This window comes from Kineococcus xinjiangensis (assembly GCF_002934625.1).
Lineage (GTDB): Bacteria > Actinomycetota > Actinomycetes > Actinomycetales > Kineococcaceae > Kineococcus_A > Kineococcus_A xinjiangensis.
On sequence record NZ_PTJD01000011.1, the window covers coordinates 76,945 to 91,027 of the forward strand.

Below are 14,083 nucleotides of genomic sequence, written 5' to 3' on the forward strand. Positions count from 1 at the left end.
ACCCGCAGACCCCGGCCCTCGGCCGGCGGCCTCAGCGGGCGGAGAGGCGGAACTCCGTCGTGGAGCGGAAGACCTCACCGGGCCGCAGCACCGTGGAGGGGAACTCCGGCCGGTTCGGGCTGTCCGGGAAGGCCTGCGTCTCCACGGCCAGCCCCGCGCGGGGGCCGTACGCCGTCCCCGCCCTGCCCACGAGGGTGCCGGACAGGGATCCCCCGCTGAACACCTGCACCCCCGGCTGGTCCGTGGCGACCTGCAGGACGCGCCCCGAGCCGGGGTCCTCGACGGTCACCGCGAGATCCACCGGCCGCGTCCCGCCGGGGTGCTCCGACAGCACGAAGCAGTGGTCGTAGCCCTTGCCCCGCAGCAGCTGCTCGTTCGCGGCGTCGACCCGCTCCCCCACCGCGCGGGGGGTGCGGAAGTCGAACGGGGTGCCCGCCACCCCGCGCAGCTCCCCCGTCGGCAGGCCGGTCTCGTCCACCGGCAGGAACCGCTCCGCCGCCACCGTCACGACGTGGCCGTCCACGGTTCCGGAGCCGTCGCCCGCGAGGTTCCAGTAGGCGTGGTTCGTGAGGTTGACGACCGTGGGGGCGTCGGCGGCGGCCTCGTACGTCATGCGGATCGTGGCACCGTCGTCGGTGGGCAGCAGGACGTAGTCCACCTGCACGCGCAGCGTCCCGGGGAAACCGTTGTCGCCGTCGGGGCTGACGAGCACGAACCGCACGCCCGGGCCCCCGGCGCCCTCCAGCGCCTCCGCCGCCCACACCTTCTCGCTGAACGGGTGCGGCCCGCCGTGGATGGCGTTGCCGCGGTCCGTCGGGGGGATCTCGTGGGTCTCGCCGTCCAGTTCGAAGCGGCCACCGGCGATGCGGTTGGCGAAGCGGCCGATGGTCGCCCCGAAGGAGCGGCCCTTGCCCGCGTAGGGATCCAGCCCGTCGAACCCGAGCAGCACCTCCGCCTCGCGGCCGTCGCGGCCGGGCAGGACCACCGACTGCAACCGCGCCCCGTGGTCGGCGAGCGCCACCCGCACGTCCCCGCGCGGCCCCGGCACCGACAGGACCCAGCGGCCGACGGGGGCACCGTCCGCCGTGCGGCCCCAGTCGGGTTCGTGCTGCGGGGAACCAGCTCGTGCGCCCATGCGGGCGACAGTAGCGGGCCAGGGCGGCCGGCACCCCCGCTGCACCGGGAGCGCGACGCGCCGCCGGGCCGGGGGCGCGGCGCGTGCCGCGCCCCCGGCCCGCAGGCGTGTCAGCGCCTGCGGTGGGTCAGGGCAGCGTCACGTAGTCGTCGAGGAACGCCCGCGCGGAGTCGCTGTCGAGGCGGTACGTCTTGTCGGTCGCCCGGCACACGGCGTCGCCCGTGACGGTGATGCTGACGATCCGGTCGCTGCGCTCCCCGCCCAGGAAGTGCGGGCCACCGGAGTCGCCGTAGCAGGTTCCGCCGTCGCCCGTGGCCGGGTTCATGGACAGCAGCAGCCAGTTCTCCCGCAGCGAGAGCGACGTCTGCAGGGCGAAGCGCCGCTCGCCCATCGGGTCGTACAGCTCCTTCGAGCCGCCGCCCTTGGTGTCCCGGACCAGGCCGTAGCCGACGGCCGTGAACGTCTGGTCGTCGAGGGCGTGCGCGGCCTTCAGCCGGTCCAGCGACCGCCGCGCCGGCAGCTGCGCCGGGGTGATGCCCGCCGGGGCGGAGTCGAGCAGGACGACGGCGATGTCGTGCCCGTCGTCCTGGCCGCCCGTGCCGTACTCCGGGTGCGTGACCGCCCTGCCGCCGATGACACCCGCCGGGTCCGCCGCCCCCTCGTCGTAGCGGGAGGCGAAGCTCACCGCGACCCTGTCGAGGCCCTCGGTGCAGTGGCTGGCCGTGAGGAACACCTTCGGCGCGATCAGGGTGCCGGTGCACATGACGTCGGGGCCGGGGCTGGCCGGGTCGTAGTCGTGGAGCAGGGCGCCCACGGAGGGGTGCCGGTCGCCGTCGGGCTGCCCGAAGGTGATGGCGTGGGCGGGGGTCGCCGTCACGACGAGGGCGGCGAGCGCCGTGCCGAGGGCGGTGCGCAGGTGCTTCATCGGATCCCTTGCTGCCGGTCCACTGGGTGCGCCGGAGCGTAACCCGGCCCTGGGCCGACGTCACGCAGCGCGCGGCGCACCGCCGCGACGGCCACGCCGAGGACCACCGCCGCGCCCGAGGCGAGGAGGACGGCTGCGACGACCCACCGCAGGTCGAGCACCGCCGCCAGCGCCTCCCACGCCCCCACGGTCACCGCCACGGCGACCAGCGCGAGCCCCACCACCACCCCGGGCACGTGCACGGGGGAGAGCTCCACCAGCTCCTGCACCGTCTCCGCCACCCGCCCCGCCCGCTCCTCAGCCACGGGAACCACTCCTCTCGTCCTGTTCCGCGGCGCGCGGGGTCTCGATCCGCACCCGGCCCGCGCCGACCTCCGCGGCGACCACCACGTCCACGCGCGGGTCGACGCCGGGCACGGTCCGCGCCCCGGCCGGCGCATCGGCGCCCTCGGCGCCCACGAGGAACGCCCGCACCTCCTGCGCGCCGGCCACGTACCCGGCGTCGAGCACCTCCGTCAGCTGCGGGGCCCGGAGCTCCACGACGTCGGCCCCCTCCGGCACCTCGACGTCGCCGCGCGTGTCGGTGACCACCAGGACGGTCTGGCCCAGGGCGGGCTCGACGTCGAGCGTTCCCGCGCCCACCGTGGCGGCCAGGTGGGCGGGACCCCCGTCGCGGGCCCGGCCCGCGCCGGAGGTGTCCACGACCAGCCGCCCGGCGAGCATCTCGCGCGAGCGCTGCGGATCCTCCTCGTCCGGTGCCGTCACGGGTGACCAGAGCTGCTCGTTCATCGGTTGCGGGCCCCACCCGCCCGGCGACGACGCCAGCACCGCCACCACGGCCAGCGGCACCGCGACGCCGACCGTGCCGGACCGGCGCCCGCGCACTCCGGCCAGGAACGCCCCCGCGCCCAGGACGAGCACGGCGGCGGCGAGCGCGAGCGGCAGGACGCGCCCCGGCAGGACGCCGAACCGGTCGGCCAGCACGACCGCCCCGGAGGCCAGCAGCGCCAGCCCGAGGCAGGCGGCGGTCAGCAGCGGTGAGCCGGGCCTGCGCCGGGCGGCGCGCTCGCGGCGGCGACGGTCGGTCTCCAGCCGCGCCCGCGCGGCCCGGTCGGCGGCGCGGGCGGCCTGCTCCCGTCCGCGCTGGAACTCCTTGCGGGCGTGCTCGAACTCCACCCGGCCGCGGTCGGACCCGCTCGCGCCGTCCCCGGCCTGCGCCGCGTGCCCCCCGGCCTGCCGGTTCCCGGCGGTGGGGGGCTCCTTGCGCAGCGAGACCCGCGGCGCCTGCGCGGAGGGCCCGCCGGCGCGGTGGTTCGCGCACGTCGGCAGCCGGTCCCGTACCACCCACCACACGCCGGCGGCGGCGAGCGCGGTGACGAGCAGGCTCCAGCCCGGCGACGCGCCCCAGCGCTCCCACGCGAACATCCCCTGGCCGGTGAACAGGTCGAGGGCGACCAGCCCCCCGGCGAGGACCGCGCCGCCCGAGACGTCCCCGGCCAGCGCGCGCTCCGCCTCGATCCGCCCGTCGGCGTCGGGCAGCAGCGCCCACGCCGCGCCGTAGAGGGCCAGGCCCATGCCGCCGGCGAGCGTGAGGGCGACCAGCAGCGCCCGCACCACGACGGGGTCGATGCCGAGGCGGTGCGCGGTACCCGCGCAGACGCCCGTGAACCAGCGGTCCCCGTCGCGCTGGACGCCGAGACGGCGCACGGCTGCGAAGAACCGCTCCTGCCCGTCCGCGGTGCGCGGCGGCTTCCCCGCGGCCGGGTCCCGCGGAGGGTCCTGCGGTGGCGCCTCGTGCCGCGGCGGGGTCGTGTCCATGCTCCGATGCTGCTGCGCGGGCGGGGGCGCCCACCATGGGGGAAACCCCCGAACCGACCCTGAAGCCACCCCGGACGGGGGTCCGCGGGGGCGGCTCGCGTGCCACGATCGCGTCGTGCCCCCTCCCGCCGACGCCGCAGCGGCCCCCGTGCTGGTGCGCCCCCTCACGGGCCGCCGCGTCGCCGGGGTCGCGGCGGGTCTGGCCCAGCACCTCGGGATGCCGGTGGGCCGGGTGCGCGCCGCGCTGGTCCTGCTCGCCCTCGTGGCCGGTTTCGGCGTGGCGCTCTACGCGACGTGCTGGCTGCTCGCCCCGGACGCCCGCGACGCGCGCCCCGACGGCCCGAGGGGACGCCCCGACACCGGGCGGTGGATCCGGGAGCACCGCCAGGCGATCCTCGGCGCGGGTCTGGTCGCCACGGCCGCCACCAGCGCGATCCGGATGACGGGCACCACCCTCAGCGCGGGCACCGTCATCCCCGTCCTCACGGTGCTGGCCGGCCTGGTCATCGCGTGGAGCCAGCTCGACGCCGTGCGGCGGGCGCGCCTCGTCCACGGCTCGGGGCTGGGTCGCGTCTCGGGGCGGATGGCGGCGGCGCGGGTGGCGGCGGGGATCCTGCTCGTGGGGGTCGGCGTGGTGCTGCTCGTGGGCTGGGCCGACGTGACCCTGCTCTGGAGCTCCCTGCTCGCGGCGCTCGCGGTGCTCGCCGGCACGGCGCTGGTGCTCACCCCCTGGGCGGTGCGGCTGTGGTCGGAGCTCGGGGAGGAGCGGGCCGCGCTGGCGCGGGAGCAGCAGCGGGCGGAGTTCGCCGCGCACATCCACGACTCGGTCCTGCAGACGCTGGCGCTGATCCAGCGGCGCAGCGGCGACGCGGGTGAGGTGGCGCGGCTGGCGAGGTCCCAGGAGCGCGACCTGCGGGCGTGGCTGTACGGCAGCAGCGGCACCGACGACGGCACCGTCGGGACGGCGCTGCGGGCGGTGGCGGCGGAGGTGGAGGACGGCCACGGCGCGACGGTGGACGTCGTGGTGGTCGGTGACCTGGACGAGCGCCGCCTGGACCGGCGCTCCTCGGCGCTGGTGCAGGCGTGCCGGGAGGCGCTGCTGAACGCCGCCCGGCACGGCGGCGGGGCGGTGAGCGTGTACGCGGAGGCGGACGGCCCCGGGGGGCTGGAGGTGTTCGTGCGCGACCGCGGGCCGGGTTTCGACCTCGAGGCGGTCCCGGGGGACCGTCTCGGCGTGCGGGAGTCCATCCTCGGCAGGATGCAGCGCGCGGGAGGCCGGGCGGACGTGCGCTCCGCCGCCGGGGGCGGCACGGAGGTCGTGCTGCGGCTGCCGGCCCTGCCGGCCGAGCAGGAGGGGGAGGTGGCACGGTGAGTGCGACCGTGCGGGTCGTGATCGTGGACGACCACCGGATGGTCCGCAGCGGGGTGCGGGCCGAGCTCGCCGTCGACCCCGGCATCGAGGTGGTGGGCGAGGCCGCGGACGTGGCCGGAGCGGTGGCGGCCGTGCGGGCCGCGCACCCGGACGTGGTGCTGCTCGACGTGCACCTGCCGGACTCCGAGGGCGGGGTGCCCGCCGCCTCCGCGGGCTCGGGCGGGGCCGCCGTCCTGCAGGAGTGCGCGGACCTGCTCGCCGGTGAGGCGCCGGTGCGCTTCCTCGCCCTCAGCGTCTCCGACGCCGCCGACGACGTCATCGCGGTCATCCGCCGTGGAGCGCGCGGCTACGTCACCAAGAGCATCGGCGGCGCGGAGCTGGCCGCGGCGGTGCGGCGGGTGGCCGAGGGCGACGCGGTGTTCTCCCCCCGGCTGGCGGGTTTCGTCCTCGACGCCTTCGGCGCGGCCGCGGGCGAGGTGGCCGCCGTGGACGACGAGCTGGACCGGCTGTCGGCGCGGGAGCGGGAGGTCATGCGCCTCATCGCGCGCGGCTACGCGTACAAGGAGGTCGCCCGGGAGCTGTTCATCTCCGTGAAGACGGTGGAGACCCACGTCTCGGCGGTGCTGCGCAAGCTGCAGCTGTCCAGCCGCCACGAGCTGACCCGCTGGGCCGCGGCGCGCCGCCTGCTGTGACGCCCACCCGCTGTGACGCCCACCCGCGGCTCAGGCGGGCTGGGCCTGCGGGGGCAGGGCGTCGGGCACCAGGTCGCGCAGGGCGGCGCTGACCTCGGCCGCGACGGCGACGAACGCACGGGTCCGGCTGTCACCGCGGCGGTCCAGCACGGTGACGGGCACCGTGGGCCGTCCCGCCAGGGGGCGCAGCACGACGCCCGGCGGCGAGCGGCGCACGGTCAGGTCGTTCGTCATGACGAGCACCTCGTGCTCGGCGTGCCAGCGCCACGCCTCGTCGATCGGGAGGGCGGGCGCCTGCGCGCGGCGCACGTCGAGCCCCTCGGCGCGCAGGTCGTAGCCGGCCATGAACTCCTGCGCCGACGGCGGCCAGCCGCCGGTGCCGGTCCAGGTGAGGTCTGCGACGTCTGCGAGGTGCACCTCCTCGACTCCCGCGAGGTCGAGCTGGGCGGGCACCGCGAGCAGCCGGGGGGTGTGGAAGAGGACGGTGACCTCGTCCCCGGGCAGCCCCCCGTCGCGGGTGACGACGACGTCGAGGTCGGGGTCGGCGGCCCCCCACGGGTCGAACAGCGTGAGGGGGCGCACCTCCAGCGCCAGCTCGGGGTGGCGGGTGTGGAAGGCGTGCACGATCGGGCCGGTCAGCTCCGCAGCGGCCATCGAGCCGCAGTACAGGCCCACCACGACGCGGTGCCGCCGTTCCGGCTGCGGTCCGCCCCGGGCGCGCTCGACGGCGAGCTGGAACTCCTCGGCGGCGGCGAGCAGGGAGCGGGCCTCCGGCAGCAGGACCCGCCCCGCCTCCGTCAGCTCCACGTGCCGGGTGGTCCGCACGAAGAGGGAGGTGCCGAGGTCGCGCTCCAGCCTGCGGACAGCCGCGGACAGGGCGCTCTGGTCCACGTAGAGGCGGCGCGCGGCACGCGTGAAGTGCAGTTCCTCCGCGACCACCGCGAAGTAGCGCAACTGCTGCAGGTCCACGGGCACCCCCGGCCAGAGCCTAGGAGATCTCCGGCGCCGGCGGGAGGGGGAGCGGGCCGTCGGCGCGCCTCAGCTCTCCGGCGCCAGCGGTACGGCCTCGGGCACGAGGCCGAGCAGGGCGTCGCTGACCTCCGCCGCCACGGTGGCGAACGCCTTGGTGCGGCTGTCGCCCCGCCGGTCGTAGACGGCCGTGGACACGGCGTCGACGTCGATCAGCGGGCGGGCCGCGACGCCGGGCAGCCGGGTGAGACGGGTTCCGGAACCGACGCTGCACGCCAGCAGCCCCTGGCGCACCGCAGCGGGCACCGCCTCCTCGAAGGACATGACGGGCAGCTCGCGCCGGTCCAGGTCGATGCCGTCGGCGCGCAGGTCGGCCATCGACATGAGCGCCTGGGCGTGCTCCGGCCACTCCTCCGCCCCGACCCAGGTCCGCTCGCAGACGTCCGCCACGCTCAGCTCCGATGCCTGCGCGAGGTCGTCGTCGGCGCCGAGGACGATCACGCGACGTTCCGCGTACAGCGGTGTGCGGGCGTCGTCCGGCAGGCCCGGCCCCCGCCCGAGGATCACGTCGAGGTCGGGCTGCTCCGCCCCCCAGGGGTCCGCGAGCTCCAGGGTGCGGACCTCGAGCTGCAGGTCGGGGTGGCGGGCACGGAAGGCGTGGACGATGGGCCCGGTCAGCTCCGCGGCCGCCCGCGGGCCCAGGTACAGCCCCAGCACGAGCCGGTGGCGCGACGGCTCGTCGCGCGCGGTGTCCGCGGCCGCCCGGAAGCGCTCCCCCGCGGCGATGAGCCGCCGGGCCTCGGGAACCAGCGCACGCCCCGACTCGGTGAGGTCCACCCGGCGGCTGGTGCGGTCGAAGAGCCGCACGCCGAGGTCGCGCTCGAGGCGGCGGATCGCGGCGGACAGGGTGCTCTGGTCGATGTAGAGGCGGCCCGCTGCGCGGGTGAAGTGCAACTCCTCCGCGAGGACGGTGAAGTAGCGGAGTTGCTGCAGGTCCACGGAAGTGCTCCTCGCTCGGTTCTCGGCGCGTCCCCCTGTCAACGTTGACAGGGCCCCGCCCTCTTCCCCGATCGCGAGGCGGGGTGCATCCCGGGCGTGTCCCGCTGCTCCCCCGTGGGCGTCAGTCCCGCCCCGGCGCCTCCCGGGCCCGCAGGCCGGGGCGCGCGCGGGGCAGGTGCGCCCCCGGCGGAGGCCCGCCCGCCGCAGCGGAGGGTGGGGGCGTCGGCGGCGTGCTCGATGCGGAACAGCCGCACCCGGCGCACCGCCGGGGCGTCCTCGGCCACCGCGTACGCCGACGCCCGGCAGCGCGACTCGCCGCCGTCGGCGAGGACCTCGCGGACGAGGCGCTCGTGCACGGCGTCCGGGCCACTCACGACGGGAACCGTCCCCGGTAGGTGGCCAGCACCGCCTCGTAGTCGGCGTCGTCGATGAGGTCGGCGTCGAGGGCCCGGCCCACCTGGTCGTCGAAGGAACCCGGGTTCTCCAGGTACAGATCGTCGCCCTCGTGCTCGGGCAGCTCCCCGGGCGGCGCGTACTCCCAGCGGCCCAGCTCCTCCAGCATCTGCCCACGCGGGATCAGGCCCGCGGCGTAGCGCTGGGCGATCCGGTAGGCCGTGTCGTCGCTGAAACCGCCCGGAACCGGCCCGACGGAGGGGTCGTCCCGCAGTTCGGCGAAGCGCTCGTGCCAGCGCCGCACCACGTGCTGCACCTCGTGCTCCGGGGTGCCACCGGTCAGCATCGCCCGCACCAGCCGCACCACGTCCCGGTGCGCGGCGGCCTCACGCGCGACCGCCCTGACCAGCATCGCCCTCAGCGGGTCGGTGGCCTGTTCCGGCATGTCTCTCCTCCTGCTCTCGTCGCGGAGCCCGCTCGTCCCCGCGCCCTTCCCCGTCCTCACGACCCGCGTGGCTGCCGCCGTCACAGCCCGTTCGCGACCGTCGCACACACCCTCAGCCAGGCGTGGCGGCTCTGCGCCGTCAGGGCGGTGAAGTCCACGGGGCCGCCGGAGACGAGCGACGGGTCGTGCGGGACGTCCACGACCGCCCGGGTGAGGCGGTTGAAGTGCTCGTGCAGCCGGCCCCGCAGGGCCGGGTCGGGCGTGCGGGCGGGCGAACTGAGCACGGTCACGGCGTGGGTGATGAGGTCCGCGCTGCCCGCGGCGCGCAGGGCGTCGACCAGCCACGCCGCCGACTGCGCGGTGTCCTCCCGCACCGTGGAGACGATGACGAGCTGGTCGGCCGCGCGCACCGCCGCCTGCCAGTTGCTGGCCCGCATGTTGTTCCCCGTGTCGACGACCATGACGCGGTAGAACCTCGACAGGCTGGCGTGCAGGCGCTCGAAGGCCGCGGCGTCGATGCCGGCCGACGAGGCGGCGTCCTCGTCGGAGGCCAGGACGTCGAAGTGCGCGGCGCCCTGCGCGCGGACGTAGCGGTCCAGGTCGCCGATGCGCGAGGTGCGGGCGTCGCCGTAGGAGTCCAGGTCGCGGAGCAGGTCCACCGCGGTGCGGTGGTGCCGTGCCGGGTTCGCCCGCCAGCCGAGGGTTCCGCGGGTCTCGTTGTTGTCCCACGCCAGGGTGGAACCACCGCGGTGCAGGCCGAACGTCGCCGCCATCAGCAGGGTGGCAGTGGTCTTGTGGGCGCCCCCCTTGGGGTTCACCACGACGATCGTGCGAGGGCCGTCGAAGCTGCGCTGGACGGCCTGCACCGCCATCCGGTGGCGCATCTCCGCGACGCCCGGTCCCGGTGAGACGAGCCCTCCGGTGAGCTTGCGGACCGTCGAGCGCCACCCGGAGCCGGCCGGGGCCACCGCGTCCGGCCGGCGGCCCGCGATGAGGTCGTCCAGGGTCGGCGGTGGACCGTCGCCGGTTCCTGCCACGGCCGGCGTGGCAGACGCGGGAGCGCCGACCGGGAACTCCGCGACCGGGAACTCCGCGACCGGAACCTGCGGAACGGGGACCTCCGCGGGTGCGGGCGCCTCGTGCGCCACCGCGTCCTCCGGGGCCCGGACTTCCTCCGGCACCCGGACTTCCTCCGGCGGCGCCGACGAGGGTCCGGGGGCTCGTCCGTCCCGGGGGGCCGGGACCGCGGCGACGGGCGCCACTCGGTCCGCGACCGGTTCCACGACCGGCCCCTGGTGGGGCTGCGGAACACCCCCGGGTGCTGCGCGCCCCGTGCCGGGCGCCGGATCCGTCGCCTCCTCGACCCGGCCGTCGGGGTGGACGAGGAGGTTCCACTCCCCGTCCGGGTCGACGGCGGCGACGTGCACGGGCCTGCCCAGGGCGTCCGCGGCGTGCAGCGTCACGAACTCCAGGACGGCCCGGCGCGCGGAGGCGACGTCGGCGGCCGCGACGGGCTGCACCACACCGTTGATGGAGACCTCGGCGCTGGCGTCCGCGCGCACCACCACGGTGATGCACGGCCAGGTGCGGGCGTCGAGGGGTTCGGCGACCGTCATGGGTCTCCTTCCTGCGTTGGGTCGGGGGCCGTCAGCCGAGAGGGGCGCCGCGTTGGGCCATGAAGGGTTCCGGGTCGACCTTCGTGTCGCGGAGGTGCACCTCGAAGTGCAGGTGGCAGCCGCTGCCCACGCCGTTCGCACCGACACGTGCGATCTGCTGCCCCGCGGAGACCTGCTCGCCCACCCGGACGAGGAGGTCCTTCGTGTACATGTGCCCGTACCAGGTCACGACGTCCCCGCCGTGGTCGATGACGATGGCGTTGCCGAAGCCGCTGGCGGGCCCGGACCGGACCACCACGCCACCGGCGGCGGCGTAGATGGGCCCGTTGCAGCCGCCACCGCCGAGGTCCGTTCCCTTGTGGAAGCTGCTCGCACCGGGCGCGGGGGGAGGCCGTGGCCCGTAGTCGCTGGTGACGGGGCCCGACGACGGCCGGGTCCAGCCCTGCTCGGAAGGCGACGAGACGCTGCTCGTCGTGCACTCGGGGCTGCCGTTGACCGCCACCTCCCCCGGCACCACCACGGTGCCGGACAGCGCCTGCACGATCCTCACCGCATCGTTCCAGTGCTTCGCGTAGTGGAAGGGGTCCTTGTTCCGCTGGGTGCGGTGGGCCGCGAGGGTCGGCGGGAGGGTCTGCCAGCCCCGCACCTGCACGAGTGCCTCGAAGAAGTTCGTGGCGGAGATCGTGGGGTTCATGCGGTCGGAGTAGGAACCCCACGCCCCGTCGTCGCGCTGCTGGAACAGCCCCCGGGAATCGGGCCCCACCTCGTCCCCGTGGTCCAGGACCCGGAGGGTGGACTCCCCGATGGCTGTCATCACGCCGATCGTCTGAGCGCGCTGGTCGAGCCCGAGCTGCTTCGCCGCGTTCATGATGAGCGCGGCGTTCTCGAGCTGCTTGCGGTCGTACGCACCGACGTTGCCGGGCGGCAGGGTGGACAGGTCCACCACGACCCCCGGACCGGTCGGGCCGCAGAGCGCGCCACCGGCATCGCCCCGCGCTGCGGACATGGTGAGGACGGCGGTGAAACCCACGACGGCCCCGAAGGGCAGCAGGAGCACCACCAGGAGTGCTGCGAGGAGCTTCACAGCCCTTCCTCCGGCGCCGTGACCAGCTCGGCCAGCCAGGGCGAGTCCGCGCCGGCACGGGACAGGAGGACCTCGTGCGGTCCGGCGTCGGTGGGAACCACCACGACGGCGAGGTAGGCGGAACGGTCGTCGACCAGGGTTCCCGCTCCGAGGACGCGCGTCGCGGGAATGTTGCGGGGGTCGGTCCCCTGGTGGGCGAAGGCGCCCTGCGGTGTCAGCAGGGGCGCGAGGCCCGCCATCCACTGCTCCTCGGGGAGGTCCGGGCGGGCGAACGCCCGCACCGCGGCCTCGGCCCGCTCGAGAGCAGCGGCGCGGGACGCGTCGTCCCAGGTGGGCGAGGGCAGCGGTTCGGGGAGGACGTGGTCCGCGTCGGTGTGCCCGTGCGCCTGCCCGTCCGCTGCGTGGCCGTCGACCGCGGGACCCGGTGCGGCTGCCCCCTCGCCACCGGGGACGGGCTCACCGGTGCCCGGCACCGACGGGGCGGCCACCTGCCCCTCGGTGCCGGCTCCGCACCCGGTCAGCAGGACAGCGAGCAGGCAGGCCGCGAGGGGGACGGGGAAACCGGCGCGCGGCATGGCGGAACCTCCGGATGCTCAGCAGGGCGGGGCCCGTGCGGTGGGCGGCGCGTCACGATCGGCCGCCGCGTCACGATCGGCCGCCGCGGCGCGGACCGGGCCCGGCCACCGTCGACGAGCGGTCTCCCCATGCTCGGTGGTGGACGGTCGGTGACGCCGCCGTCCGACCGGCCGTCGCCCGATCAGCACATCGGATTCACCCCGGTGACTGTGCGTTGCGCCATCCGGAGGTAGGGCTGCTGGACAACCCCGGGATTCTCCGTAGCTTCGAAGAGGAGCCGAGCCGTCGACCGGCACACGAGGCCCACCCACCGTCACCCCCTCCGAGGAGCGTCCAGTGCCGCACGCCGCAAACCCGTGGCTTGCCCGGCAGCCGGCGGACCTGGTGGCGCGAACCGGGGCGCACCCGCCCGCGTCGCCACCGGAACCGCACCTCCCACCGCCCGCCCTGCTCGCACCCCAGCCGGGGATCGTGGCACCGCCCAGGCCGGACCGGCTCCCGCGCCGGCCCGTGGCCTGGGGGCCGGCGCTGTGGGTCGTGGGGGCCCACGGTGGTTCGGCGGAGTCGACGCTGGCGGGTCTGCTGCCCGGCGCCGCCGCGGCGGGACACGCCTGGCCGCAGCCGCCCGGTGGTCCGGACGTCCCGGTGCTCCTGGTGGCACGCAGCGACGCGAGGGGGCTGCGCGCGGCCCAGCACGCCGCCACCGAGTGGGCGGCGGGCGTGGTCGCCGGGGTGGAACTGCTGGGGCTCGCCGTCGTGGCCGACGCTCCCGGGAAACCGCCCCGCCCCCTGCGGCAGTTCGCCGCGCTGGTGGCCGGAGGCGTTCCCCGCCTGTGGCACCTGCCGTGGGTCGACGCCTGGCGCATCGGTGAGCAGCCTGTCCTGGCCGCAGCCCCCGGGGAGTTCCGCCGTCTCGCGGCGGACCTGCGGTCCCTCGTCCCCCCGACCGCCGCGGCCCGCGGCCCCTACTGAAGGAGAACACCATGATGCTGGCCCAGCTCGTGATGGACGCGCAGGCGACCATCACGCCGATGATCGACCCCGTCGCCCTCGGCACCATGGCGCAGCCGCAGACCGCCGAGCCGCCGGGCATCGCCGGCTTCAAGAACATCCTGAGCTGGGCGATGTGGATCGCCCTCTCCGTCTGCGTCCTGGGAATCATGGTGACCGGCGCCATGATGGCGATCGCCTCTCGCGACGGCCGCGGCGGCGAGCACGGCGCCCGCCTGCTCTGGGTCCTCGTCGGCTGCGTCGTGATCGGGTCCGCCTCCGGATTCGTCAACGTCCTGGTCTGACGGACGGGACGCAGGCAGCGTGGACGGGCAGGACGCGGTAGCCCCGGACGAGGAGAGTCCCTGGACGTCGACGGGCTTCCTCCTCGCCGCGGCGGTGGTCGCGGCCCTCGCCGTCACCGGCGTGGTGATCATGGTGATGGGGTCGTGGCGCGCAGACGCAGCGGACGCCGCCGGGGTTCCCGCCCCGGTCGCCGTGGAGACCGCCGCGACCTCGCCGGCCCGCAACACGCCCGGCTGCTCGCTGCCGGCGGGGGACCCGGTCCTGCCGCACACGGCTCCGGCGGGTTCGCGCTGGGTCCCGGCCGGGGGCATGACCGTTCCGGAGGCCCCGCGCACCCACGGCCCGGCCGTGGTGGCACCCTCGGGGTTCCGCTCCTGCTACGCCGCCTCCCCCACGGGCGCCCTGCACGCGGCGGTGGGGGCGTGGGCCGCCACCACCGGGCCCGCGCTGCAGGACCTCGCCGCTGGAGCAGCAGAGGGCCACGGCCGCGACGCCTTGCAGCGCCGGCTCGGTGAGGGGAGCGCCCCCGTCGGCCCCCCGCCCCTGACGGTCGTCGGGTTCACCTTCGGGGAGTGCGATGCGCGGGCCTGCACGGTCGACGTCGCGTTCGAGACCGCAGCCGGCCAACCCGTGCACGCCCTCGTCCCCCTCGCGCGGGAGCGCGAGGACTGGCGGGTGCTCCTGCCGCCGGACGGCGACCTCGCCGGCACCCTCCGCCGCCTTCCCGACCTGGCCGGCTTCATCCCGTGGACAGGAGAGTGAT

Annotated in this window: 16 protein-coding genes; 5 read left to right on the top strand and 11 right to left on the bottom strand. The window is 76.3% G+C overall.

All coding sequences use genetic code 11. The features are described from left to right. Nucleotides 1-31: 31 nt before the first annotated feature. The 4 genes from CLV92_RS15065 to CLV92_RS15080 all read right to left on the bottom strand — a co-directional run bounded on the left by CLV92_RS15065 (nucleotide 32) and on the right by CLV92_RS15080 (nucleotide 3,878). On the bottom strand, nucleotides 32-1,135 hold the full coding sequence (locus CLV92_RS15065; RefSeq protein ID WP_104434009.1) for an aldose epimerase family protein: 1,104 nt from the start codon (nucleotides 1,133-1,135) through the stop codon (nucleotides 32-34). A gap of 127 nt (nucleotides 1,136-1,262) precedes the next feature. Then, nucleotides 1,263-2,060 carry a S1 family peptidase gene (locus CLV92_RS15070; RefSeq protein ID WP_104434011.1) on the bottom strand — a complete coding sequence of 266 codons (798 nt, stop codon included), beginning with the start codon at nucleotides 2,058-2,060 and terminating at the stop codon, nucleotides 1,263-1,265. Next, the gene (locus CLV92_RS15075; RefSeq protein ID WP_104434013.1) at nucleotides 2,057-2,365 is read right to left on the bottom strand and encodes a hypothetical protein; all 309 of its coding nucleotides are present in this window, start codon (nucleotides 2,363-2,365) and stop codon (nucleotides 2,057-2,059) included. Before CLV92_RS15075 ends, CLV92_RS15070 begins: the two co-directional genes overlap by 4 nt. After that, complete coding sequence (locus tag CLV92_RS15080) at nucleotides 2,358-3,878, bottom strand: PspC domain-containing protein (protein WP_104434015.1); 1,521 nt, start codon at nucleotides 3,876-3,878, stop codon at nucleotides 2,358-2,360. Before CLV92_RS15080 ends, CLV92_RS15075 begins: the two co-directional genes overlap by 8 nt. A 115-nt stretch (nucleotides 3,879-3,993) precedes the next feature. Here CLV92_RS15080 and CLV92_RS15085 point away from each other — a divergent pair, with 115 nt between their 5' ends. Both CLV92_RS15085 and CLV92_RS15090 read left to right on the top strand, forming a co-directional pair. Then, the gene (locus tag CLV92_RS15085) at nucleotides 3,994-5,250 is read left to right on the top strand and encodes an ATP-binding protein (protein ID WP_211291156.1); all 1,257 of its coding nucleotides are present in this window, start codon (nucleotides 3,994-3,996) and stop codon (nucleotides 5,248-5,250) included. Then, nucleotides 5,247-5,942, top strand: a complete 696-nt coding sequence (locus tag CLV92_RS15090; RefSeq protein WP_104434017.1) for a LuxR C-terminal-related transcriptional regulator — start codon at nucleotides 5,247-5,249, stop codon at nucleotides 5,940-5,942. The genes CLV92_RS15085 and CLV92_RS15090 overlap by 4 nt, the downstream gene beginning before the upstream one ends. A 30-nt stretch (nucleotides 5,943-5,972) precedes the next feature. Here CLV92_RS15090 and CLV92_RS15095 read toward each other — a convergent pair whose 3' ends face one another. From CLV92_RS15095 to CLV92_RS15115, 7 genes are all read right to left on the bottom strand, one after another. Further along, entirely contained in the window at nucleotides 5,973-6,917 is a 945-nt protein-coding gene (locus CLV92_RS15095) for a LysR family transcriptional regulator (RefSeq protein WP_104434019.1), read from the bottom strand. A 63-nt stretch (nucleotides 6,918-6,980) separates the two neighbouring features. Beyond that, nucleotides 6,981-7,910, bottom strand: a complete 930-nt coding sequence (locus CLV92_RS21525; RefSeq protein WP_158257269.1) for a LysR family transcriptional regulator — start codon at nucleotides 7,908-7,910, stop codon at nucleotides 6,981-6,983. Between the two features lie 38 nt (nucleotides 7,911-7,948). Beyond that, complete coding sequence (locus CLV92_RS21530) at nucleotides 7,949-8,284, bottom strand: hypothetical protein (protein WP_158257270.1); 336 nt, start codon at nucleotides 8,282-8,284, stop codon at nucleotides 7,949-7,951. Continuing rightward, nucleotides 8,281-8,748 (bottom strand): hypothetical protein, encoded by a 468-nt coding sequence (locus tag CLV92_RS21535; RefSeq protein WP_158257271.1) that lies wholly within the window; start codon nucleotides 8,746-8,748, stop codon nucleotides 8,281-8,283. The genes CLV92_RS21530 and CLV92_RS21535 overlap by 4 nt, the downstream gene beginning before the upstream one ends. An 80-nt stretch (nucleotides 8,749-8,828) precedes the next feature. Further along, nucleotides 8,829-10,364 (bottom strand): chromosome partitioning protein, encoded by a 1,536-nt coding sequence (locus CLV92_RS15105; protein WP_104434023.1) that lies wholly within the window; start codon nucleotides 10,362-10,364, stop codon nucleotides 8,829-8,831. Between the two features lie 31 nt (nucleotides 10,365-10,395). Next, the gene (locus CLV92_RS15110; RefSeq protein WP_104434025.1) at nucleotides 10,396-11,448 is read right to left on the bottom strand and encodes a M23 family metallopeptidase; all 1,053 of its coding nucleotides are present in this window, start codon (nucleotides 11,446-11,448) and stop codon (nucleotides 10,396-10,398) included. Beyond that, nucleotides 11,445-12,023, bottom strand: a complete 579-nt coding sequence (locus tag CLV92_RS15115; RefSeq protein ID WP_104434027.1) for a hypothetical protein — start codon at nucleotides 12,021-12,023, stop codon at nucleotides 11,445-11,447. Before CLV92_RS15115 ends, CLV92_RS15110 begins: the two co-directional genes overlap by 4 nt. Nucleotides 12,024-12,495: 472 nt before the next feature. Here CLV92_RS15115 and CLV92_RS15120 point away from each other — a divergent pair, with 472 nt between their 5' ends. Genes CLV92_RS15120 through CLV92_RS15130 form a run of 3 tightly spaced genes read left to right on the top strand, consistent with a single transcriptional unit; the run spans nucleotide 12,496 to nucleotide 14,082 of the window. Continuing rightward, nucleotides 12,496-12,996, top strand: a complete 501-nt coding sequence (locus CLV92_RS15120) for a DUF6668 family protein (protein ID WP_146099566.1) — start codon at nucleotides 12,496-12,498, stop codon at nucleotides 12,994-12,996. Between the two features lie 11 nt (nucleotides 12,997-13,007). Beyond that, entirely contained in the window at nucleotides 13,008-13,319 is a 312-nt protein-coding gene (locus CLV92_RS15125; protein WP_211291157.1) for a pilin, read from the top strand. A gap of 19 nt (nucleotides 13,320-13,338) precedes the next feature. Continuing rightward, the gene (locus tag CLV92_RS15130) at nucleotides 13,339-14,082 is read left to right on the top strand and encodes a DUF8175 domain-containg protein (RefSeq protein WP_104434031.1); all 744 of its coding nucleotides are present in this window, start codon (nucleotides 13,339-13,341) and stop codon (nucleotides 14,080-14,082) included. Nucleotide 14,083 lies beyond the last annotated feature (1 nt).